Source organism: Pseudomonas ekonensis (assembly GCF_019145435.1).
Classification (GTDB): Bacteria; Pseudomonadota; Gammaproteobacteria; order Pseudomonadales; family Pseudomonadaceae; genus Aquipseudomonas; species Aquipseudomonas ekonensis.
Genome location: NZ_JAHSTS010000001.1, coordinates 599,511 through 622,905, shown reverse-complemented (window position 1 = coordinate 622,905; position 23,395 = coordinate 599,511). Strand labels below are relative to the sequence as shown.

Here is a 23,395-nt window from a genome sequence, read left to right as displayed (position 1 = left end):
ACGGCGGCAGTCCGGGCGCCGCCACTTCCGAATCGAGCCCTCCATAACAATACCTATGCAGGCCCCGCCATGCGTGCCACATCACTTGCTTCATCCGCTTCACCCGCCGCACTCGAACGTTCGCCCTCGGTGCTCGGCGGCGCCATGATCATCGGCGGCACCATCGTCGGCGCCGGCATGTTCTCCTTGCCGGTGGTCATGTCCGGGCTGTGGTTCCACGGTTCGGTCGCGGTGCTGCTGTTCGCCTGGTTCTGCACCCTGCACTCGGGCCTGATGATCCTCGAGGCCAACCTCAACTACCACGAGGGCGCCAGCTTCTCGACCATCACCCGTGACCTGCTCGGCCGCACCTGGAACCGGTTGAACGGCCTGAGCATCGTGTTCGTGCTCTACACCCTGACCTACGCCTACATTTCGGCCAGCGGTTCGGTGATCCACCACACCGCGCAGGCGATGGGCGTCGAGTTGTCCGCACGGGCCGCCGGGCTGGCGTTCACCGTGCTGGTGGCGTTCACCGTCTGGCTCAGCACCTCGGCGGTGAGCCGCATGACCACCCTGGTGTTCGGCGCCAAGATCCTTGCGTTCTTCCTGACCTTCGGCGGCCTGCTTGGCCATGTGCAGCCCGCCATGCTGCTCAACTCGGGCGCCGGCGACCACCGCTACTGGCCGTACTTTTTGGTGACGCTGCCCTTCTGCCTGACCTCGTTCGGCTTCCACGGCAATGTGCCCAGCCTGATGAAGCACTACGGCAAGGACCCGCGGCGCATCCGCGCCTGCCTGGTGGGCGGCACCCTGATCGCGCTGGGCCTGTACCTGGTGTGGATGCTGTGCAGCATGGGCAACATCCCCCGCGAAGCGTTCAAGGACATCGCCCGGCAAGGCGGCAACATCGACGTGCTGATCAGTGCGCTGGGCTCGCGGCTCGACAGCGCGAACGTCGACCTGCTGCTGACGTTCTTCTCCAACTTCGCCGTGGCCTGTTCGTTCCTCGGCGTGACCCTGGGCCTGTTCGACTACCTGGCCGACGTGCTGAAGTTCGACGACCGCCCCGCCGGCCGCCTGAAGACCGCCGCCGTCACCTTCCTGCCGCCGATGCTGTGCGGGTTCCTGTGGCCGGAGGGTTTCCTCCACGCCATCGGTTTCGCCGGCCTCGCCGCCACCGTCTGGGCGGTCATCACCCCGGCGCTGCTGGCGCGTGCTTCGCGCATCCGCTTCAAAAGCCCGCGCTACCGGGTGTGGGGCGGCACGCCGATGATCGCGCTGGTGCTGCTGTTCGGCGTGGCGTGCGCGGTGTCGCACCTGCTGTACACCCTGGATCTGTTGCCGGTGTGGCGCTGACCCCCTGGCATTCGGTTTTCCGAACGCGACCTGCCGGTCGGTTCGGTTAACCGGATCAGAAAGGCGAAAAAACGCCATCACAAAAAGTTAATCCCCAATCAAATCAACGAGTTGACCCAGCTCAACTGGTCTGGCACGACTCATGCTCTACACTCTTCCGACGAATGCCTGCCGTGCCGACACGACAGGAGCCGTCAGGCATTCGAAGCACAAAAGGGCCCGCTCAACCGGCTCCATAAAAAAAACAATGTCGAGGAAAATTTGATGCGCATCGTTCCCCATATCCTGGGCGCAGCCATTGCTGCCGCTCTGATCAGCACACCAGTTTTCGCCGCCGAACTCACCGGCACCCTGAAGAAGATCAAAGAGTCGAACACCGTCACCCTGGGTCACCGCGACGCCTCCATTCCGTTTTCCTACATCGCCGACGCCTCCGGCAAACCGGTCGGCTACTCCCATGACATCCAGCTGGCCATCGTCGAAGCCCTGAAGAAGGACCTGGACGCGCCGAACCTGCAGGTCAAGTACAACCTGGTGACCTCGCAGACCCGCATCCCGCTGGTGCAGAACGGCACCGTCGACGTGGAGTGCGGCTCCACCACCAACAACGTCGAGCGCCAGCAGCAGGTCGACTTCTCCGTCGGCATCTTCGAGATCGGCACCCGTCTGCTGTCCAAGGCCGGCTCCCAGTACAAGGACTTCCCGGACCTGGCCGGCAAGAACGTCGTGACCACCGCCGGCACCACGTCCGAGCGCATCCTCAAGGCGATGAACGCCGACAAGCAGATGAAGATGAACGTCATCTCGGCCAAGGACCACGGCGAATCCTTCCAGATGCTGGAATCGGGCCGTGCCGTCGCGTTCATGATGGACGACGCCCTGCTGGCCGGCGAAGCCGCCAAGGCCAAGAAAGCCTCCGACTGGGCCGTGACCGGCACCCCGCAGTCCTACGAGATCTACGGCTGCATGGTCCGCAAGGACGACGCGCCGTTCAAGAAAGCCGTGGATGACGCCATCGTCGCCCTGTACAAGTCCGGCGAGATCAACAAGATCTACGACAAATGGTTCCAGTCGCCGATCCCGCCGAAGGGCCTGAACCTGAACTTCCCGATGAGCGACGAACTCAAGGCCCTGATCGCCAACCCGACCGACAAAGCGGCTGACGACAAGAAGTCCTGATTTCTGACTAACCTTATCCCCTGAAAGGGCCACGGCCCTTTCAGGGTGGTCACTCCCTGCTGGCACATTTTTGGAACACTCGAACCGGTGGCTGTCGAGCCGATCGTGTGTGCCCGACGTTCGGTCGGGGCGGGAACGGAGTTTCCCCAGGCGGGCACTTGTACATGATCGAATCCGAGGGGAGACCCTAATGAATTACAACTGGGACTGGGGCGTGTTCTTCAAGTCCACCGGCGTGGGCAGCGAGACCTATCTCGACTGGTTCATCTCCGGCCTGGGCTGGACCATCGCCATCGCCATCGTCGCGTGGATCATCGCCCTGATGCTCGGCTCGCTGCTGGGCATCATGCGCACCGTGCCGAACCGCCTGGTGGCGGGCATCGCCACCTGCTACGTCGAACTGTTCCGCAACGTGCCGCTGCTGGTTCAGCTGTTCATCTGGTACTTCCTGGTGCCCGACCTGCTGCCGCCGGACCTGCAGGAGTGGTACAAGCAGGACCTGAACCCGACCACCTCGGCCTACCTGAGCGTCGTCGTGTGCCTGGGCCTGTTCACCGCCGCCCGGGTGTGCGAACAAGTGCGCACCGGCATCCAGGCGTTGCCGCGCGGCCAGGAGTCCGCCGCCCGCGCCATGGGCTTCAAGCTGCCGCAGATCTACTGGAACGTGCTGCTGCCCCAGGCCTACCGGATCATCATTCCGCCGCTCACCTCCGAATTCCTGAACGTGTTCAAGAACTCTTCCGTGGCGTCGCTGATCGGCCTGATGGAGCTGCTGGCCCAGACCAAGCAGACCGCCGAGTTCTCGGCCAACCTGTTCGAGGCCTTCACCCTGGCCACCCTGATCTACTTCACCCTCAACATGAGCCTGATGCTGCTGATGCGACTGGTCGAGAAGAAAGTCGCCGTGCCGGGCCTGATCTCCGTAGGGGGTAAATGATGGAATTCGATTTCAGTGGCATCGTCCCGGCCATTCCCGGCCTGTGGAACGGCATGCTGATGACCCTCAAGCTGATGGCCCTGGGCGTCGTCGGCGGCATCGCGCTGGGCACCGTGCTGGCGTTGATGCGCCTGTCCCACAACAAGGTGCTGTCGAACGTCGCCGGCGCCTACGTCAACTACTTCCGCTCGATCCCGCTGCTGCTGGTGATCACCTGGTTCTACCTGGCGGTGCCGTTCGTGCTGCGCTGGATCACCGGCGAAGACACCCCCATCGGCGCGTTCACCTCCTGCATCGTGGCGTTCATGATGTTCGAGGCGGCGTACTTCTGCGAAATCGTGCGGGCCGGCGTGCAGTCGATCCCCAAGGGGCAGATGGGCGCCGCCCAGGCGCTGGGCATGACCTACGGCCAGATGATGCGCCTGATCATCCTGCCCCAGGCGTTCCGCAAGATGACCCCGCTGCTGCTGCAGCAGAGCATCATCCTGTTCCAGGACACCTCGCTGGTCTACACCGTGGGCCTGGTGGACTTCCTCAACGCCTCGCGCGCCGGCGGCGACATCATCGGCCGCTCCAATGAGTTCCTGATCTTCGCGGGTCTCGTCTACTTCATCATCAGCTTCGCCGCCTCGCGGCTGGTCAAGCGTCTGCAAAAAAGGTTCGCCGTATGATCTCTATCAAAAACGTCAACAAGTGGTATGGGGACTTCCAGGTGCTGACCGATTGCAGCACCGAGGTCAAGAAAGGTGAAGTGATCGTGGTCTGCGGCCCGTCGGGCTCGGGCAAGTCGACCCTGATCAAGTGCGTCAACGCGCTGGAGCCCTTCCAGAAGGGCGACATCGTGGTCGACGGCACCTCCATCGCCGACCCGAAGACCAACCTGCCGAAACTGCGTTCGCGGGTGGGCATGGTGTTCCAGCACTTCGAGCTGTTCCCGCACCTGACCATCACCGAGAACCTGACCATCGCACAGATCAAGGTACTGGGCCGCAGCAAGGAAGAAGCCACCAAGAAAGGCCTGGCGCTGCTCGACCGCGTCGGCCTCTCGGCCCACGCCCACAAGCATCCGGGCCAGCTGTCCGGCGGCCAGCAGCAGCGCGTGGCGATCGCCCGTGCGCTGGCGATGGATCCGATCGTCATGCTGTTCGACGAACCGACCTCGGCCCTGGACCCTGAAATGGTCAACGAGGTGCTGGACGTGATGGTGCAGCTGGCCCAGGAAGGCATGACCATGATGTGCGTGACCCACGAAATGGGCTTCGCCCGCAAGGTGGCCGACCGCGTGATCTTCATGGACGCCGGCAAGATCATCGAAGACTGCCCGAAAGAGGAATTCTTCGGCGACGTGAGCCAGCGCTCGGAACGCGCACAGCACTTCCTCGAGAAAATCCTGCAGCACTGACAGGCGCCGCTCCCCGACTGCGGGAGCGAACCTGCCCGCGAAGCGGCCTTCACATGCAACATCGAATTGGCTGACAGACCGCTTTCGCGAGCAGGCTCGCTCCCGCATCGGCAAGCGGAACCTCAGTCGATTTGTGTTGTGGTTGACCCAAGGCATCTGTGATGAAATGCGACCCCAATCTCTATCGCGCAGCGCCGCCGTCACTTGCCGTGAAACCCCGTCTGATCCGCCATCTGTTCCTGCCCCCGCTGGTCATCGCCCTGATGGTCGGACTGGGCTGCCTGGGCTTTTGGACCAGCGAGCACTTCGGCATCCGCAGCCTCGGCGAGAACGGCCAGCGCCAGCTGGAACTGCACGCCCGCGCGGTCGAAAGCGAGATCAGCAAATACACCTACCTGCCGAGCCTGCTGGAACTCGAAACCAGCGTCTCGCAGCTGCTTGACGACCCGACCCCGGAACACCGGCAGACGGTCAACGATTACCTTGAAGGCCTGAACCGGCGCAGCCGCAGCCGGGCCATCTACGTGATGGACACCACCGGCCGCGTGATGGCCACCAGCAACTGGCGCGACGTCGACAGTTACCTGGGCGAAGACCTGTCCTTCCGCGCCTACTTCCAGAATGCCGTGCGCGGCCAGCCCGGCCGTTTCTACGGCATCGGCAGCACCAACGGCGAACCGGGCTACTACCTGGCCCACGGCCTGGAGGAGCACGGCAAGATCATCGGCGTGGCCGTGGTCAAAGTGCGCCTGGAAGCCATGGAGGAACGCTGGCAGCGGGCGCGGCTGGAAGCGTTCGTCAGCGACGAGAACGGCATCATCATTCTCTCCAGCGACCCGGCCCGGCGCCTCAAGTCCGTGGTGCCGCTGAGCGACGAGACCAAGGAAAAGCTCGCCCGCAGCCTGCAGTACTACTGGTTCCCGCTCAACGAACTGCAACCGCTGGCCCGCGAGACCCTGGCCGAAGGCGTGGAGAAGCTCACCTTCCCGGCCAACAGCGAACTGGGCAGCGACGAAGAGAGCATCAGCTACCTGGCGCAGACCCGGCCGCTGAGCGACACCCCGTGGAACTTCACCCTGCTCACGCCGTTGCAGGACCTGCGCCGCGAGGCCATCAACCAGGGCATCCTGGTGGCCGTCGCGTTTGCGCTGGTGGCGTTCCTGCTGATCGCCTGGAACGAACGGCGCAAGGTCATCGCCACCCGCCTCGCCGCCCGCGAAGCCTTGCAGGAAGCCAACAATCAGCTGGAGCGGCGGATCGCCGAACGCACCGCCGACCTGCGCGCCAGCAACGACCGGCTCAAGGGCCAGATCCGCGAGCGGCGCCAGGCCGAGGAAACCCTGCGCCGGGCCCAGGACGAGCTGGTGCAGGCCGGCAAACTGGCGGCCATCGGCCAGATGTCCACCAGCATCGCCCATGAACTGAACCAGCCGCTGGCGGCCATGCGCACGCTGTCGGGCAATACCGTGCGTTTCCTCGAACGCGGCCAGCTCGACGTGGCCAGCACCAACCTCAAGACCATCAACGACCTGATCGACCGCATGGGCCGGATCACCGCCAGCCTGCGCTCGTTCGCCCGCCGCGGCGACGACAAGGGCCGCGCCAGCCTGGGCAAGGCCGTGGACGCGGCGCTGCAGGTGCTGGGCGCCCGCCTGGAGAACGCCGCCCTGCAACTGCACCGCCGGTTCGACGACGTGCAGGTGCAGATCGACCAGACCCGCCTGGAGCAGATCCTGGTCAACCTGATCGGCAACGCGCTGGACGCCATGCAGGCGCAGCCGCTGCCGGCGCTGTGGCTGGACGGCGAAACCTTCGACGGCAAATACCGCCTGCGGGTGCGCGACAACGGCCACGGCATCGACGCCGAAGCGCGCAAGCACCTGTTCGAGCCGTTCTTCACCACCAAACCCGGCGAACAGGGCCTGGGCCTGGGCCTGACCCTGTCCGCCAGCCTGGCCGCCGCCACCGGCGGACACCTGGGCGTCGAACACCCGGCCGACGGCGGCACCACCTTCGTCCTCAGCTTGCCGTTGGCAGGCCCCACACCTGACGAGCCGATATGAACAACGACCTTAGTGTGCTGATCGTCGAAGACGACCCCCATGTGCTGCTCGGCTGCCAGCAGGCCCTGGCCCTGGAGGACATTCCCTGCATCGGCGTGGGCAGCGCCGAAGAGGCGCTGGCGCGGGTGGGCGACGACTTCGCCGGGATCGTCATCAGCGACATCCGCCTGCCGGGCATCGACGGCCTGGAACTGCTGACCCGGCTCAAGGCCCGCGACCGCAGCCTGCCGGTGGTGCTGATCACCGGCCACGGCGACATCTCCATGGCGGTGGGCGCGATGCAGAAAGGCGCCTACGACTTCATGGAAAAACCGTTCTCCCCGGAACGCCTGGTGGACGTCGCCCGCCGCGCCCTGGAGCAGCGCAGCCTGGCCCGGGAGGTCTCGTCGCTGCGCCGCCAATTGGCCGAGCGCGATTCCCTTGAAGGCCGGATCATCGGCCGCTCGCCGGCCATGCAGAACCTGCGCGAACTGATCGCCAACGTCGCCGACACCTCGGCCAACGTGCTGATCGAAGGCGAGACCGGCACCGGCAAGGAACTGGTCGCCCGCTGCCTGCACGACTTCAGCCGGCGCCACGGCAAGGCCTTCGTCGCCCTCAACTGCGGCGGCCTGCCGGAGAACCTGTTCGAAAGCGAAATCTTCGGCCACGAGGCCAACGCCTTCACCGGCGCCGGCAAGCGCCGCATCGGCAAGATCGAGCACGCCGACGGCGGCACGCTGTTCCTCGACGAAGTGGAGAGCATGCCGCTGCCGCTGCAGATCAAACTGCTGCGGGTGTTGCAGGAGCGCACCCTGGAGCGGCTGGGCTCGAACCAGAGCGTGGCGGTGGATTGCCGGGTGATCGCGGCCACCAAATCGGACCTGAACGAATCGAGCAAGGCCGGGGAGTTCCGCAGCGACCTGTACTACCGGCTCAACGTGGTGACCCTGGAACTGCCGCCGCTGCGCGAGCGCCGTGAAGACATCCTGCAGCTGTTCGAGCACTTCCTGCAGCAGTCGTCGCTGCGCTTCGACCGCACGGCGCCGGAGCTGGACAACCAGACGTTATCGAGCCTGATGAGCCACGACTGGCCGGGCAACGTGCGCGAACTGCGCAACGTCGCCGAACGCTTCGCCCTGGGCCTGCCGGCCTTCAAGAAGTCCGGCGCCGGCAGCGCCGGCCAGGGCCTGGCGTTCGCCGAAGCGGTGGAGGCCTTCGAGCGCAACCTGCTCGGCGACGCGTTGCAGCGCAGCGGCGGCAACCTGACCCAGGCCAGCCAGGAACTGGGCATGGCCAAGACCACGCTGTTCGACAAAGTGAAAAAGTACGGCCTGAGCCATTAAGCGAGATCACAGTGGACCTGATTCTGAAAGCGGCAATCGGCGCGGCGGTGGTGGTGATCCTCGCCGCGCTGTCCAAGACCAAGAACTACTACATCGCCGGGCTGGTGCCGCTGTTTCCCACCTTCGCCCTGATCGCCCACTACATCGTCGGCAAGGGCCGTTCGATCGACGACCTGAAGACCACCATCGTGTTCGGCATGTGGTCGATCATTCCTTACTTCGTCTACCTGGCGACGCTGTACGTGATGGTCGACCGGATGCGCCTGGAGGCCTCGCTGGCCGTGGCGGCCGTGGCGTGGCTGATGGCCGCCACGGTGCTGGTCAGCGTCTGGGTGCGCCTGCACAGCTGAGCCCGGCCGAAGAGCCGGCCGGCGCGTCTCAGCGGCCGTAGGCCTTGTCGAGTTGCGCCGGCGTCAGCGCATCCTCGAACGGCACCGGCACCGACTTCACCGCACCGTAGAGGTTGCGGTAGCGCCAGTAGTCGCCGCTGTGCTGCAACTGGTAACCGCGTTCCACCACCCGCTGGCCGTCGAGCACGTAGCGCAGGGTTTCCTGGGCGGCGGCCGGCGCCGGCGGCAGCGCAAGGTCGGTGGCCAGCACGCGCATGGCCTCGTCGATGCACGCGTCGAGGGCGGCGGTGACCCTGGCCAGCTCAAGGCTGCCGTCATCGATGCACTGTTGTCCGCAGCGGCGGAACGGCTGGCTGGCCACTTCGATGCTCATGCGGTACAGCGCGGATCCGGCGATGTCCTGGATCTGCACCTGGTTGACCAACAGGAAACTGCCGCGGTCGGCGGTCAGCATCAGCCGGGGTTCGATCAACAGCCGCGCCGTGACCTGACCCTCGCCCTGCCTGAGCCCGGCCGCCTGCGAAGCCTGGGTGAAGCGGCGTTGCAGGCGCTCCTGCACCGGGATGCCGGCCAACAGGTCGGCCATCGGCCGGGACTCGTTGAACGCCGCCTTCTGCGCGTCGCGCTGCAAGGTGCCGCTGCCCATCTGGGTATTGATCAGGCTGGCGACCATGATGCCGGCCAGCCCCGCACTGTTGCCGGAGCTGGCGACCAGGTTGTGGCTGGAGGACTGCGCCTTCAGCGCGGCCTTGGCATCGATCACCGTGCTGGCGCCGACGAACTCCGGCGGCACCTGCACTTCGACCTTCAGCCCGTGGGCCTGCACGTAGGGCAAGGCAGCAGCGTCATTGAAGCCGGCCGGCGGCAACGGCTTCCGGGCGCATCCGGCCAGCGTCAGCAAGGCCAGCGCAACGCCCGCCGCCATGCGGCGCCTCATTGCGCGAACGGGCTGATCATTTGCTGACGGCTGTCGTCCATGGCCTGGTAGAAGGCGTTGGACAGGTTGGCGTAGTTCGGCTCGTCCCACTCGCCCTGGGCGGCCTGGGTCACGGTGAACGGCTTGAACCACAGCAGCCGGTTGTCCGAAAGGTCCACCACCATGCCCGCCCCGCTCACCTGCGCCATCGGCGCGCTGGTCGGCACGATGCTGTAGTAGCTGCGGGTGGCGCCGGTGGCGTAGACGTTCACCAGCAGCAGACGGTCGACGCCGTAGGTGGCCTTGAGCGACGTCAGGTCACGGGGCATGTAGCCCTCACGGAACGACATTTCCTTGTAGGACGCGATGTCCACAGGCTCTTCGATGCGCTTGGCCTTGTAGCCCTTGGCCTGCAGCTTGGCGACGATCGCCTCCGGCAAGGTGTTGAAGTCACGCACCTGCCAGGTCTCGACGTTGTCGCTGAGCTTGCTGTTGACGCCTTTGTTGATGGCCAGGTCCAGCAAGCCCTGATTGCCGGTCAAGGCCAGCACCGGTACAGGCACGGCGTTGATCGCCACGCCGATGGTCGGCTCCTTGGCGTCCCAGAACTGGTTGTCCAGCGCCACGGGCGGTTGCACGTGGGCGCAGCCGGTGAGCGACAGGCAGGCGAGCAGCGTCAGCGCGGCCCAGGTGCGGAAAGTGCGGTACGTCATGGATCAAGTCCCTATGCGTGAAATCATCGCGGCCCTTGCGGCAGCGGACAGACGGCAATAGTGGCACATTGATACTTTTTTGACGACCGAAAATTGGCGCACCTGACAGGTCATGCCCTGCCGGCCCGGTCAAAGCAGGTTGCTGCCCGCCACCGGTTCGATCTGCGCCCAGTGCGAGGTGTCCTCGCGGTGCGCTTGCAGGTACGGCAGCACCGCCGCCAGCAACGGCGCCTTGAACGCCTCCTGGAAACGGTGGGCCAGGCCCGGAATCAGCCGCAACTGGCTGCCCTGGATGTGCGCCGCCAGGTGCACGCCGTGCATCACCGGCAGCAGCGGGTCGGCGGTGCCGTGCACCACCAGGGTCGGCACGCGCAACCGGTTGAGCAGCGCTACCCGGCTCGGTTCCGCGAGGATCGCCATGAGCTGGCGCTTGACGCCTTCGGGGTTGAACGCCCGGTCATAGGCCACCGCCGCCTGATGCAGCAGCGCCTGCCGGTCGTCCTTCACCGTCGGGCTGCCGAGGGCCGCCAGCAGGTCGGCCTGCTGCTCCAGCGCCACCTCACGGCTCGGCGCCCCGCGCCGCGACAGCAACTGCACCAGCGCCGCGCTCGGCGCCGGCAAGCCTTCGGCGCCGGAGCTGGTCATGATCAGGGTCAGGCTCTCGACCCGCTGCGGCGCCATGTCCGCCAGGTGCTGGGCGATCATCCCGCCCATGCTCGCCCCCAGCACATGGAACCGCTCGACGTGCAGCGCATCCATCAGGCCCAGCGCGTCGTCGGCCATGTCGGTCAGGCTGTACGGCGCCGACACCGGCAGACCGAGCTTGTAGCGCAGCACCTCAAACGTCAGGTTGGCCTCGGCCGGCGCCTGCCGCCAGGCGGACAGCCCCACATCGCGGTTGTCGTAGCGGATCACCCGAAAGCCCTGCTGGCACAGGGCGACCACCACCTCGTCGGGCCAGTGGATCAACTGACCGCCCAGGCCCATCACCAACAGCAGCGCCGGATCCGACGCCCGGCCGATGCTCTGGTAGGCCAGGCTCACCTGCGCCAGATCGACCCGTTCGGTCGCAACGTTCACATCGCAACGCGAGGCGGCCCATGAAGGCAGGCCGAACACCAGCGCGGCCAGCAAAAGAAATACACGCATGAAAAACACCGAAACGCAGAACCCCAGTAGAGCGCGAGTCTGATGAAGTTTGTTCAAGCGCGCTGCCACAGTTGCGTGACAGTTTGATGAAGGTCGCCGAACGGTCTTGACCGCCTCCCCGGCGACGTCCGGCGATACCCCGATACCGCCAGGGGCAGGTCGCGCCGCTCTCTAATGGCGTGGAATCGGCTGACCTGCCGCTCACCCCTCACGGAGCCCCTCATCATGTTCGACCTGCCCGTTCCCGCCCTGACCGGTTTCGGTCCGTTTCACCCGCTGCCGCCGAATGTCGATCAGCGCCTTTACCTCCAGGCCATGGCCCGTTGCAACGATTGCCGCCGGCAGTGGCTGGCACTGATGGCGCAGTGTCCGCCGGCGCCGGCATCCGGCTGGTGGAGCGACCGCGCCCTCGGCACGCCGCTGTCGCGCCGGGATCACGCCTTGAGCCTGTATCGCCAGCATTTCGAGGCGGTCTGTGACCTGGCTCGCGCCGAGGGGCTGATCGACACCGCGCAATGGCAGCAACTGCTGAACCTGGCGGGTCCGACAGCGGCTCAGGACAACGCCGCATCGATCACACAACCGCTGCTCAAATCCCGGGAAGGCCAGCACCAACGCCTGCTCGGCGTGATGATGATCACCTTCCCGGAACCGGACGCTGCGGGGCTTCTGCTGTACTCGCCCGCCCACTCACCGGCGCTGAGACGTTTCGCAGACGAGCAGGCGCTAGAGCGGTGGCTGATCGAGCGATATGCAAAGCCTGCCGCAACAACCGGGCTCGAACGCATCGAACTGGGACACGATCCCTTGCGGCTCAGCCTCCTGCCGCTGCTGGCCGGGCCATCGCCCGTCGCCGGCCACCCGAACCTGACCACGCTTGAAGCCCTCTTCGCCGAAACGCCGACGCAGGAGGCGACCCCGGACGACACCGACGCCTCCCCTTTCGGCCTGATGACGCCGGACACGCCCCTGCACCGCTGCCGCCAGGCGCTGATCCGGGAACAGGCCGCCCTCGACACGCTGCTGGGCGACGATCCGCACGGCGGACAATACGGTGAACGCCTCACAGCGCTCAAGCGGCTGTCCGATGCCCTGGCGAACGCGGCGCACGACAGCCATCAGGCCGCTGCGGCGTTGCTCGACGCACCGCAGCCGCTGGACATCCCGCAATGGCGCCAACCCTCGAACGCGCATTACCAGGCCCTGCACCGGGCCCGGCTGGAGGGATTGCGCGCCGAAGCGCAATGGCAACGGCTGCTCGGCCATCTCGACGACGACGATGTGCGCCGCCTCTCATCCGTGCTCGACGCGCCCCCCGAAGACCGGCCCCCGGATGCGACCGTTGCGCGCATCACCCTCACCGCGCCGCAAGACGGAATCCGGCACGAGTCGGAGCTGGAGGGCGTGCTGGTCATCGCAGCGCCATCGGCGCTGGAGGCCGGCTCCCGAGAGCCGCTGCTGCTCCACTGGCCCGGCCGCGACGGCGGCCTGCAGCGCTTTGACTCCCGCGAGGCGATGGCGCAAGACCTGTTCAAACAATCGGCCGGCGATCCCGATGCGATGCTGCACCTGACGCCGCTGAGCCGCGATCCGTTCACCTGGGCGTTGCAGGGGCAACTCTACGGCTGCGAACAACGGGCCTTGAAGATCCTCCGTGACTGCCCGCTCCCAAGCCATGCCCGACATCGGGCCCAGGCGTTGGCCAGGCTTCGCGAGCAAAGCCTGCCGATGCTGACGGTCGCGATCCCGGCGGCCCGTGAGCTGGCATTCTCGCAGCGTCTGGAACAGGACCGCAGCGCGGCGTTGGCCGAACAATTGCCGCCCTGGCTCGGCAACCTGTCCCGGGAACAACGCGTACGGTTCAGGGAACTGATCCACCGTTGGCTCGATGCGGCGCACCGCAGCCAGGCGCTCGTCGAGGGTGAACTTCCGCCCAGGGACGCGTTCTTCCAGACCCGGATCGACGCCCGCCTGCGCAAGGACTTCGCGCTCAGGCAGCCTGTTGCGGTCACGCTGGATCTACCGGTCGCCACGACGTACCAAAAAAGTCTGATGGCGGCCCCCGGACCCGGCACCCCGCAGGAGCTGGTGCTGGTGGCCGGCCAGGAGCGCATGCGCCTGACGCTCGTCGAACTCGCCCGCCTGAACATCGATGACGCCATGCAGCAGCGGCTGGCGTTCCTGAAGGTCATCATCGACGCCGAGGACGACCAGGACCGCCGTGCGCTCGAGCGCGGCATCACGGCTGTCTACCTGCGCACGCTGGTTGCGGATCTCGACCTGCCCGGACACTACGAGCGGCAGTTGCTCGCCACCTTCCTCGGCCCCTGCGAAGAACCTGCGTTCAGCAACGCCTGGCGCCGCGAATGCCTGGGCGAACCCTGGCGGCTGATGCTCCGCCTGCAAGGCGAACTCGCCCTGCTGCAAGGCCGGATCGACCGCGTCGGCCGACAAGTGTTCGAGATCGCCACCGACGCGTCGGAGCCTGCGGCCTACGCTGTGGACGGCAAACGCATCGAGCTGTTGCCGGTTCACTTGTCCGTGGGCGGCAAAGACACGCCGAATGAAGGACCGAGCACGCTGGCCGGCGTGACGTTCATCGTCGAGCGCTCAAGCGGGCTGACGCTGCAATACCTGCCTGACGCCCCCGACGGCGACGGCTTGCGCCAGTTCGGTTCGCTGGAGGAGGCACGCCGTAACCTGTTCAACCGTTGCAGGCTCGACACGATGGTCGGCTACCTGGCCGGACGCGCCGTGACGGGCGACCCCGCACGCCATGCCGGCCGGATCAACGAGGCGCAGCGGCGCAACTTCGACAGGCTGATCGGCATCGGCCCCCGATGGCCGGCCACCACCTCCCTTGCCGGCCACTTGATCGACGTGCACATGGGCCGCCTGCTCGAAGCCCACCGCAGCAGCGCCCGCTCCAACGACGCCCTCGCCATGGAGCGCCACGCCCTGGCCTGCGGCAGCGTTTTCAATTACCTGAAAATGGCCCTCGGCCTGGTGCCGTTCGTGGGGACGGCCATCGCGCTCTACGACGCGTGGGGCAGCGCCAACCGGGCAGCGGCGGCCTTTTTGCGCGGCGATGCCCTGGACGGCCTGAATGAGGTCGAGTCCGTGCTGCTGTCATTGATCGATGCGGCCATGGATCTGCTGCCGGCGGCCTCGGCGGCCCCCGCCGCAGCCCGTTCGGCCACCCGCCTGCGGCATCTGGCGCCGCGCGGCCACGCGCCCCTCGCACCGCGCCCGTTCCCCCGCGGCAAAGTCCGAGGCCTGCGCGATCCGTTCAAGGGCTATGAATACGAACACGAAATTTCCCTGGCTGGCCTGCACCCGCCCGGCCATGGCGCCTACCGCAATGTCTACCGGCACGCCGACGGGGACTTCATCCTGCGCGCAGGTCGCCCCTACCGCGTCGTATTGAGCGATGGCGCCCGAGGCTGGCGACTGGCCGGCACTTCGGCACGGGGCTACAAAATGCCCGTCGCGCTGGACGAAAACGGCCGCTGGGACACCCATTACGCGGTCCACGGCACCCTGATGGACGGCGGCGGCCTCGGGGGCGGCGCGGCCCTCGGGCATCTGGCCGACGGCCTGGATCCGCTCTGGCCGCAAGCGATCCGGCAATGGCTGCCGCGCTGGTGGACCGACCGCCACCTGCGCCGGCAACTGACCCTGACCCGCACCGCCGACGCCATCACCCGGCAGCTCGAAAGCCAGACCCGCAGCACCAACGTCCAGTTGCACCGTTTCTATGACGGCACGCCCCAGCAACGCAAGACGCTTCGGCCAGCGCTGGAGAACGCCTGCCTCAACGACATCGAAACCGCCCGCAACAGCCACCAGACCCTGACCGACCTGCAACCCTTGAGCCACGGGCGAAAACGCGCGCACATCGAAGACACCCGAAGCCGCAACGCCTGGGTGGTGGTCGACCGCACCGTGCACCGGATCCAGTTCGCCAAGGACAGGCTGGTGGAGCACCTGGACAGCATCGACGCGTTGCTCAGGCAGTCCGAGGCCACGCCCCCCTCCGATACCCGCCGGCACCTGGCGCTGATGGATCAGCGCAAGTCCGTGCGCATGGCCTTTCTCAAGGAATACGAACAGGCCCATGCCCTCACGGACGAGCTCAACCAGTGGCAGGCCCGCATCACCCGCCATGAGCACCGGGCCCAGACGGCCGCCGACGTGGCCACCGTCAATGCAACGTTCAGCCGGGCCAATCATGATTACCTCAAGACCGCCCACCTGCTGGAGATGATCACCCGCGCCGATGCCGTCGACGACACCACCTGGATGTACTTTCACGTGCAGTTGAAGCGGGCCCGCACCGAAGTCGGCCGCACGTTGTACGTCCAGCACAACCTGCCGCAAGTGCAGGCCAGCCAGGCACAGCGACGGCAGATCCTTGAAGAGGCCTTGACGGCGTACGGCGCATTCCGCCGCAACCTCAACGCCTGGCGGCTGGGCTACCCGCAGCACCTGGACCTGGCGCACCTGTCAGCGTTTCTCGATGAGCTGGCGAACATCGAGCACAGCACCCGCAACGCGTTGCGCAACGTCACGCCAGTCACGCCGGCAGAGCGGGCGCCAGGCAAGAAACTGTTCCGGGCCGAAGACGACCGGCTGCTCATCGGCAGCGAACTGACCGATCCCGCAACCCGCAGCACCCGCTTCACCATCGAAGGGGTCGACGGGCGCAACGAAACCTGGGTTGCGCAGGCCAACGGCAAGTACCGGTTGCACGAAGCGCCCGCGCCGGCGCAACCGACGCACGAACCGCCGCTGCAACCGTTGCTGAACGAGGCCCGCAAACGGCTCGATGCGCAGGCTTCACATCAGGAGAGGGTCCACGGCTACGCCCGCCAGGACATGTTGCCGGTGGACCTTGAGGACATGATGTTGCACGAGGCGCAGGAGCTGACGACCCGCGCGCAGATCATCGAGCGGCGCTCACCCCACGAGCCGTTGGTCCGGCAACTGACCGACCAGGCCCGGCAACTCACCCTGGACGCCCGCTCGCTGCGCATCCGGCAATCGATGGGCAGCAAGACCCCCACCGAGGGTTACCTGGATTACCTGCTGGAGCAAAACGTGGCGGACCTCGTCAAGGAAGGCGGCCTGCGCGACCTAGGAAAACGCCCGGACGGCACCCGTGACTTCCTGCAGGAGTACGCCGTGCGCGACCTGATCCGCCAGCCTGCACAGACACTGTGGTACGTGCACATCCACTTTCCGTCGAACAAGGCGTCACTGACCCATTTCAGCAAGGCCCACCTGAAACTGCCGGAACAACGCAACCTGGGCCTGCAATGGCAGCAGGCCCAGGCCAAGGGCGGCGGCAAGGTCGAGCCGATCTGGCGCGGCGACCTCGGCCGGCAGGCGGTGCTCAAGCACTTTGCCGCATTGTGACCGCCGCGCCGTGCGGCCCCGGCATCAGGCCAGCTGGCTGCGCAACTGCCGGGCCGCCGCCACCATGTTCACCAGCGCCGCTTCCGTCTCCGGCCAGGCGCGGGTCTTCAGGCCGCAGTCGGGGTTGACCCACAGCCGTTCGGCCGGGATCCGCTTCACCGCCTTGTGGATAAGCTTGACCATCTCGGCGGTGTCCGGGACCCGTGGCGAGTGGATGTCGTAGACGCCCGGCCCGATGTCGTTCGGGTAGTCGAACGCTTCGAAGGCCTCCAGCAGTTCCATGTCCGAGCGCGAGGTCTCGATGGTGATCACGTCGGCGTCCATGGCGGCGATGGCCTGGATCACGTCGTTGAACTCGCTGTAGCACATGTGGGTGTGGATCTGCGTTTCGTCGCGCACGCCGCCGGCACACAGGCGGAACGCCTCCACCGCCCAGTCCAGGTACTCCTGCCACTGGGCCCGGCGCAGCGGCAGGCCTTCGCGGAACGCGGCCTCGTCGATCTGCACGATGCGGATGCCGGCCTTCTCCAGGTCCGTCACTTCGTCACGCAGGGCCAGCGCCAGTTGCTGTGCCTGCACCTTGCGCGAGACGTCTTCGCGGGGGAACGACCACATCAGCATGGTCACGGGACCGGTCAGCATGCCTTTCATGACCTTGTCGGTGAGGCTCTGGGCGTAGGTGATCCAGTCCACGGTCATGGCGTCGGGGCGGCTCAGGTCGCCGTAGATCACCGCCGGTTTGACGCAGCGCGAACCGTAGCTCTGCACCCAGCCGAAACGGGTGAACAGGTAGCCGTCCAGTTGCTCGGCGAAGTACTCGACCATGTCGTTGCGCTCGGCCTCGCCGTGCACCAGCACGTCCAGCCCCAGGCGTTCCTGCACCTGCACCGCGTGGCGGATCTCGCTGTGCATGGCATCGGTGTAGTCGTTGGCCGACAGCTTGCCTTGCTTGTAGGCCTGGCGGGCCAGACGGATCGAACCGGTCTGCGGGAACGAGCCGATGGTGGTGGTGGGAAACGCCGGCAATTGCAGGCGCGCCTGCTGCGCAGCGATGCGTTGGGCGAAGGGCGAACGGCGCTGGCTGTCCTGGGCACCGATCGCCGTGATCCGGGCCTGTACTTCAGGCTTGTGGATTCGCGGCGACTGCGCGCGGCTTTGCGCCACGGCGCGGCTGTCGGCCAGGGCGGCCTGCACGCCGGCCGCCTGCGGATCGTTCAGCGCATCGCGCAGCACGGCGATCTCGCCGCACTTCTGCACGGCGAACGCCAGCCAGCGCTTGAGCTCGGGGTCGAGCTTGTCTTCCCGTTCGACATCCACCGGGCTGTGCAGCAACGAGCAGGAGCTGCTGACCCACAGGTTGTCGCCGAAACGCTCCTGGGCCGCCTGCAACTGCGCCAGCGCCTGTTCCAGTTCGCAGCGCCACACGTTACGGCCGTTGACCAGGCCCACGGACAGGATCTTGTAGGTGGGCAGACGGTCCAGCACCTGGCCCAACTGCTCCGGCGCCCGCACCGCGTCGATGTGCAGGCCCTGCACCGGCAGGCTCACGGCCAGGCCGAGGTTGTCCTCAAGCCCGCTGAAGTAGGTCGCCAGCAGCTTTTTCAGCGGCGAGTACTGAAGAATGTTGTAGGCGCGCTCGAAGGCGTTCTTCCACGCTTGCGGCAGGTCGAGGGTCAGGATCGGCTCGTCGATCTGCACCCACTCCACGCCTTGGGCGGCGAGGCGGCCGAGGATCTCGCCGTACACCGGCAGCAGGCGCTCCAGCAGATCCAGCTTGTCGAACCCGTCGCCCTTGGCCTTGCCCAGCCACAGGTAGGTCAACGGGCCGATGATCACCGGCTTGACGTTGTGGCCCAATGCCCGGGCCTCGTCGACTTCATCGAACAGCTGTTCCCAGCTGAGCCTGAACGCCTGGTCGGCGGTGAATTCCGGGACGAGGTAGTGGTAGTTGGTGTCGAACCACTTGGTCAGTTCCTGGGCGTACTGCGTCTGGCCGTGCTCGCCGCAGCAACTGGCCGAGGCGCCGCGGGCCATGGCGAACAGGGTGTCGAGGGTCGGCAGGCCGCGGGCGTCCAGCGCGCCGGCGAAACGCTCGGGGATCGCGCCGAAGGTCAGCGAGTGGGTCAGCACCTGGTCGTACCAGGCGAAATCGCCCACCGGCAGCAGGTCGAGGCCGGCGTCTTTCTGCAATTGCCAATGGGCGGCGCGCAGGCCGCGCCCGACCTGCTGCAGGGCCGCGCGGTCGAGGTCGCCTTTCCAGTAGGCCTCCAGGGCCTTTTTCAGTTCGCGGTCGGCGCCGATGCGCGGGAAACCAAGGGTGTGGGCCACGGCCATGTCGAAGGTGCTCCATGAGTAAAAGATGGCGCCATTGTCGACAGCCCGGGCAACATGAGACAAACTCAACCTTTTCGTGTTGATTACAAATTTCTCTCATGGAGCCTGCGGTGCTTGAGATCCGTCACCTGAAAACCCTGCACGCCCTGCGCGAAGCCGACAGCCTGGTCGATGCCGCCGACCGCCTGCACCTGACCCAGTCGGCGCTGTCCCACCAGTTCAAGGAGCTGGAAGAACGCATGGGCATGCCGCTGTTCGTGCGCAAGACCAAACCGGTGCGTTTCACCAGCGCCGGCCTGCGCCTGCTGCAACTGGCCGACGCCACCCTGCCGCTGCTGCGCGCCGCCGAGCGCGACATCGGCCGCCTGGCCGGCGGCACCGCCGGACGCCTGCACATGGCCATCGAGTGTCACAGTTGCTTTCAGTGGCTGATGCCGACCATCGACCAGTTCCGCGACGCCTGGCCGGAAGTCGAGCTCGACCTGGCCTCGGGGTTCTCCTTCGCGCCGCTGCCGGCCCTGGCCCGCGGCGACCTGGACCTGGTGGTCACTTCCGACCCGCTGGAGATCGCCGGGCTCACCTACGTGCCGCTGTTCACCTACGAAGCCATGCTCGCGGTGGCCAACCAGCATCCGCTGGCCGGCAAACCGTACATCGTCCCCGAAGACCTGCGCAGCGAAACCCTGATCACCTATCCGGTGGAGCGCGACCGGCTGGACATCTTCACCCGTTTCCTGGAACCGGCCGACATCGAACCGGCGCAGGTGCGCACCTCGGAGCTGACGGTGATGATGATGCAGTTGGTGGCCAGCGGCCGCGGGGTGTGCGGCATGCCGCACTGGGCGCTGCACGAGTACAGCTCGCGGGGTTACGTGAAGGCCAAGCGGCTGGGCGAGAAAGGCCTGTTCGCCACGCTGTACGCGGCGATCCGCGCCGACATGCTGGACGCGCCGTACATGCGCGACTTCCTGCTGACGGCCAAGGACACCTCGTTTTCGACCCTGGACGGCGTCAGCGCCGTGCGCTGAGCGGAACAGTCTTGCCCGGAACCTTCAGAGTTCGCGCCACAGGTGCAGCTTGTCGAAGTAGTCCTCGCCCACCCGCACGGCCATGGGCTCCTGGCCGAACTGGATGAAACCGCAGCGCCGGTAGAGGTTCAGCGCCGCGTCGTTGCCGGCGGTGACGGTCAGCTGGATGAGCTTCAGTTCCGGGCGGCTCTGCGCCTCGGCCAGGGCGGCCTGCAGCAACTGGCGGCCCGCGCCGCGGCGGCAATGCGGCGCCGACACGTACAAACCGAACAGCGTCGCCTTGTGCCGGGCCTTTTCCCGGGACTCGAACGCCAGGCCGACGATGCCGGCCAGCCTGCCGGCCTCGAACGCGCCGAGCACCACGTCGAGCTTGCCGGTGAGCCGCGACTCCCACCAACTCAGCGGCATCGCCGCCCGCTCGCGCACACTGGAGGTGAAGGCCTGCGGGTGGCAGTCGTAGGCTTCGAGCATCAGTTCCCGGTAGGCCAGGGCGTGACTGGCATCGAGCCGCTCGATCCACATGCTCACGCGGTCCTGCGCTGCTCAAGCATCAGGCGCAGCGCCAGCCCGCCGAGCACGAACCCCATGAAATAACGCTGGGCCGCCAGCCACGTCGGGTTGTGGGCAAACCACGAGGCGATGCCCGCCGCCGACAACGCGATCATCAGGTTGACGCTGAAGCTGACGCTGATCTGGGTCAGGCCCAGCACGATGCTCTGGCTGAACACCGAGCCGTGCTCCGGGGTGATGAACTGCGGAAACACCGAGAGGTAGAACACCGCGATCTTCGGGTTCAGGGCGCTGGTGAGAAAACCCATGGTGATCAGTTTGCGCGGGGAGTCGGCCGGCAACGCCTGCACTTCGAACGGAGAGCGCGCACCGGGCTTGACCGCCTGCCAGGCCAGCCACAACAGGTACAGCGCGCCGGCCCATTTCAGCGCTTCGTAGGCCATCGGCACCGCGAGGAACACGGCGGTCAGGCCCGCCGCCGCCGCGAACAGGTGCACGAAGAACCCCGCCACCACGCCGAGCAGCGAGGTCACCCCCGCCCGGCGCCCCTGACAGATCGAACGTGAAATCAGGTAGATCATGTTCGGCCCCGGCGTCAGCACCATCAGCAGCGCGGCGGCGGCGAAAATCAGCAGGTCGTGCAGCGGGATCATGGCGGGCTCCTTGCGTGGGCGATCAGGCGGTCAGGCGGTCAGGCGGTCAGCGAGGCCCGATAGAACGGCAAGATCAGGTCCCGTGTCAATGGCGCCAGCACCAGCCCGCCGTCGGTCTGCGGATCGATCCAGCTCACTTCTTCGATCTCCGCCGCCGGGGACACCTGGGCGGCGATGTCCAGCCGGAAGATGTCCGCCTGCACGGTGAAGCCCGGTTCATTGGCGGCGGGCGCGTCGAACCGCCCCAGGAAGCCGGCCTGCGCCGGATCGATGACCAGGCCCAGTTCCTCTTCCAGCTCGCGGGCCAGGGCCTGCACCGGCAATTCATGGGGCTCGATCTTGCCGCCGGGCTGCATGAACGCGGCGGTGCCGCGCTTGCGCACCAGCAGGGTACGGCCGTCGGGGCCGATCAGCAGGGCGGCGGCGATGCGGATGATGCGGGACGGGGCAACAGAAGCAGAAGTCATGGGTCAGCCGGGGCCTTGGGGAAAAGCCGCAAGGATCCCATGCCGGCGCAGCGGCGTCATCCGCCCTGGATCAGCAGCCCGGTTCCGGCCTCCTCCGGCACCTTGACGAATACCTTGTACTGCCCGCCTTCCATCGCCTCGAAAGCGATCAGCTTGTCCACCAGCGGCCCGCTCAGCACCTTGCCGGCGTTGAGCAGCAGCATGCCGTTGTCGGCGTTGAGGTTGCGCGCCAGCACCATGCCCGCCGCCAATTCGCGGGTGCTCAGCACCTTGACCGCCGGATCCGCCAGCACGACGTCGTTCATCACCTGCGCGCAGACCAGGATGAAATCCTCGATCAGCCCCGGGTCATACAGCCGCCCGGCGTACTGGCGCAGGTACAGCAGCGCCTCGTCGCTGTTCATCTGCCGCTCCAGGATCAGACCCCGTTGCAGCTCGACGAAATCCACCGCCAGCTTCAGCAGGCGCGAGCCGAACGGGATCGCCTCGCCCCGGAGCCGGTCGGGAAAGCCGCCGCCGTCCCAGTGCTCCTGGTGATGGAGGATCAGGCGGGCGGCATCCTTCATCGGATCGAGGGCCATGAGCACCGACTCGCTCTGCTTGGGGTAGGCCCGGTAACGTTCGCGCTCGACGTGATGCAGCAGGTCCGAGGGGGTCACCATCATGCTGTCCGTCCAGCTCAGCTTGCCGACGTTGTAGAGCGCCGCCGCCATGGTCAGGTCGCGGCTTGCGGCCTCGTCCAGGCCGAAGTGCCGGCAGCAGGCGCGCATCAGTTCGATGATCTGCCGGTTGGTCTGCTTGGCGGGCGGCAGGCGCAGGTTGGCCAGCAGCGAAAACACTTCCGTGCCGGTCACGTAGCTGCGCTTGAGCTCCTCGTAGGCCAGGTCGAGCATGTCGGCGGTCTGCTGCAGTTCGGCGGTGCGGGCGGCGACACGCTTCTCCAGGTTGCCGTTGAGCGTCTTGAGCTTTTCGTTCTGCAGCCGGATCAACTGCTCCAGGCGCTGGCGCTCGCGCTCCAGGTGCTGATGCTCAAGGGCCTGGCGCAGGGTCAGGAGCATTTCCTCATCATTCCAGGGCTTGCTGATGTAGCGGTGGATCCGGCCTTCGTTGATGGCCTTGATGATCGCCGAAGGGTCGGCGTAGCCGGTCAGCATGATCCGCACCGTCGACGGATAGGCCTCGTGGATGCGGGCCAGCAGCGTGGCGCCGTCCATGTTGGGCATGCGCGCGTCGCTCATCACCAGATCCACCGGCTGCTGCGCCAGGATCTCCAGCGCCCGGGCGCCGCTGTTGGCCAGCAGCACATCGTAGGGCTGGCCGCGCAGCAGGCGGCGCAGGCTGTTGAGGATCGGTTCCTCGTCATCCACCAAAAGCACCTGGGGACGGTTCTCGGGCGTGGGGACGGATTGCTCTTCCATGGCAGGGGCCTCGAACGCAACGGCTGTCGTGGGGGGCATGCCCAGACCGCGTCGCTTGTCCATGCCTGCCCAAAGGCTAGATGATTTTCGCCCCGGCGGCGCAAATGATCGCCCGACGGCGTGCGGGCGAATTCGCGCGGGGCAACTATGCTTGGTTCATTGATCCGCGACCGGCCCCTGCGCCGGTCTGAGACG

At 66.5% G+C, this 23,395-nt stretch carries 18 protein-coding genes; 10 read left to right on the top strand and 8 right to left on the bottom strand.

Annotated elements, in window-relative coordinates:
• The first annotated feature begins 69 nt into the window (after positions 1 to 69).
• The 8 genes from mtr (at position 70) to KVG96_RS02870 (ending at position 8,594) form a co-directional block, all read left to right on the top strand.
• On the top strand, positions 70 to 1,338 hold the full coding sequence (gene mtr / locus KVG96_RS02905; RefSeq protein WP_217890742.1) for a tryptophan permease: 1,269 nt from the start codon (positions 70 to 72) through the stop codon (positions 1,336 to 1,338).
• 264 nt (positions 1,339 to 1,602) lie between these two features.
• Complete coding sequence (locus KVG96_RS02900) at positions 1,603 to 2,517, top strand: glutamate/aspartate ABC transporter substrate-binding protein (protein WP_085580192.1); 915 nt, start codon at positions 1,603 to 1,605, stop codon at positions 2,515 to 2,517.
• Between the two features lie 190 nt (positions 2,518 to 2,707).
• Positions 2,708 to 3,454 (top strand): amino acid ABC transporter permease, encoded by a 747-nt coding sequence (locus tag KVG96_RS02895; protein ID WP_217890741.1) that lies wholly within the window; start codon positions 2,708 to 2,710, stop codon positions 3,452 to 3,454.
• On the top strand, positions 3,454 to 4,125 hold the full coding sequence (locus tag KVG96_RS02890) for an amino acid ABC transporter permease (RefSeq protein ID WP_085580191.1): 672 nt from the start codon (positions 3,454 to 3,456) through the stop codon (positions 4,123 to 4,125). The genes KVG96_RS02895 and KVG96_RS02890 overlap by 1 nt, the downstream gene beginning before the upstream one ends.
• A complete protein-coding gene (locus KVG96_RS02885) occupies positions 4,122 to 4,856 on the top strand; it encodes an amino acid ABC transporter ATP-binding protein (protein ID WP_085580189.1) in 735 nt (244 codons plus the stop codon). Before KVG96_RS02890 ends, KVG96_RS02885 begins: the two co-directional genes overlap by 4 nt.
• A gap of 161 nt (positions 4,857 to 5,017) precedes the next feature.
• Positions 5,018 to 6,919, top strand: coding sequence for a two-component sensor histidine kinase AauS (gene aauS, locus KVG96_RS02880; RefSeq protein WP_217890740.1), 1,902 nt, complete (start codon positions 5,018 to 5,020; stop codon positions 6,917 to 6,919).
• Entirely contained in the window at positions 6,916 to 8,244 is a 1,329-nt protein-coding gene (gene aauR, locus KVG96_RS02875; RefSeq protein ID WP_217890739.1) for a two-component response regulator AauR, read from the top strand. Before aauS ends, aauR begins: the two co-directional genes overlap by 4 nt.
• A gap of 20 nt (positions 8,245 to 8,264) precedes the next feature.
• Positions 8,265 to 8,594 carry a GlpM family protein gene (locus KVG96_RS02870; RefSeq protein WP_170929942.1) on the top strand — a complete coding sequence of 110 codons (330 nt, stop codon included), beginning with the start codon at positions 8,265 to 8,267 and terminating at the stop codon, positions 8,592 to 8,594.
• A 28-nt stretch (positions 8,595 to 8,622) separates the two neighbouring features.
• Here KVG96_RS02870 and KVG96_RS02865 read toward each other — a convergent pair whose 3' ends face one another.
• The 3 genes from KVG96_RS02865 to KVG96_RS02855 all read right to left on the bottom strand — a co-directional run bounded on the left by KVG96_RS02865 (position 8,623) and on the right by KVG96_RS02855 (position 11,372).
• A complete protein-coding gene (locus tag KVG96_RS02865) occupies positions 8,623 to 9,519 on the bottom strand; it encodes a hypothetical protein (RefSeq protein WP_437180480.1) in 897 nt (298 codons plus the stop codon).
• An 8-nt stretch (positions 9,520 to 9,527) separates the two neighbouring features.
• Complete coding sequence (locus KVG96_RS02860) at positions 9,528 to 10,223, bottom strand: hypothetical protein (protein WP_217890737.1); 696 nt, start codon at positions 10,221 to 10,223, stop codon at positions 9,528 to 9,530.
• A gap of 129 nt (positions 10,224 to 10,352) precedes the next feature.
• The gene (locus KVG96_RS02855; RefSeq protein ID WP_217890736.1) at positions 10,353 to 11,372 is read right to left on the bottom strand and encodes an alpha/beta fold hydrolase; all 1,020 of its coding nucleotides are present in this window, start codon (positions 11,370 to 11,372) and stop codon (positions 10,353 to 10,355) included.
• 225 nt (positions 11,373 to 11,597) lie between these two features.
• Here KVG96_RS02855 and KVG96_RS02850 point away from each other — a divergent pair, with 225 nt between their 5' ends.
• Positions 11,598 to 16,790 carry a dermonecrotic toxin domain-containing protein gene (locus tag KVG96_RS02850; protein WP_217890735.1) on the top strand — a complete coding sequence of 1,731 codons (5,193 nt, stop codon included), beginning with the start codon at positions 11,598 to 11,600 and terminating at the stop codon, positions 16,788 to 16,790.
• A gap of 24 nt (positions 16,791 to 16,814) precedes the next feature.
• Here KVG96_RS02850 and metE read toward each other — a convergent pair whose 3' ends face one another.
• The gene (gene metE, locus KVG96_RS02845) at positions 16,815 to 19,124 is read right to left on the bottom strand and encodes a 5-methyltetrahydropteroyltriglutamate--homocysteine S-methyltransferase (protein WP_217890734.1); all 2,310 of its coding nucleotides are present in this window, start codon (positions 19,122 to 19,124) and stop codon (positions 16,815 to 16,817) included.
• A gap of 110 nt (positions 19,125 to 19,234) precedes the next feature.
• On the opposite strand from metE, the gene metR reads away from it, so the two are divergent.
• Positions 19,235 to 20,152 (top strand): transcriptional regulator MetR, encoded by a 918-nt coding sequence (metR, locus tag KVG96_RS02840; protein ID WP_085580171.1) that lies wholly within the window; start codon positions 19,235 to 19,237, stop codon positions 20,150 to 20,152.
• Between the two features lie 24 nt (positions 20,153 to 20,176).
• On the opposite strand, the gene KVG96_RS02835 is transcribed toward metR, so the two are convergent.
• Genes KVG96_RS02835 through nosR form a run of 4 tightly spaced genes read right to left on the bottom strand, consistent with a single transcriptional unit; the run spans position 20,177 to position 23,200 of the window.
• Positions 20,177 to 20,674 carry a GNAT family N-acetyltransferase gene (locus KVG96_RS02835; protein ID WP_217890733.1) on the bottom strand — a complete coding sequence of 166 codons (498 nt, stop codon included), beginning with the start codon at positions 20,672 to 20,674 and terminating at the stop codon, positions 20,177 to 20,179.
• 2 nt (positions 20,675 to 20,676) lie between these two features.
• Positions 20,677 to 21,315 (bottom strand): LysE family translocator, encoded by a 639-nt coding sequence (locus tag KVG96_RS02830; protein WP_217890732.1) that lies wholly within the window; start codon positions 21,313 to 21,315, stop codon positions 20,677 to 20,679.
• Between the two features lie 38 nt (positions 21,316 to 21,353).
• On the bottom strand, positions 21,354 to 21,782 hold the full coding sequence (locus tag KVG96_RS02825; protein ID WP_217890731.1) for an NUDIX hydrolase: 429 nt from the start codon (positions 21,780 to 21,782) through the stop codon (positions 21,354 to 21,356).
• A gap of 56 nt (positions 21,783 to 21,838) precedes the next feature.
• A complete protein-coding gene (gene nosR, locus KVG96_RS02820; RefSeq protein ID WP_217890730.1) occupies positions 21,839 to 23,200 on the bottom strand; it encodes a response regulator c-di-GMP phosphodiesterase, NosR family in 1,362 nt (453 codons plus the stop codon).
• Positions 23,201 to 23,395 lie beyond the last annotated feature (195 nt).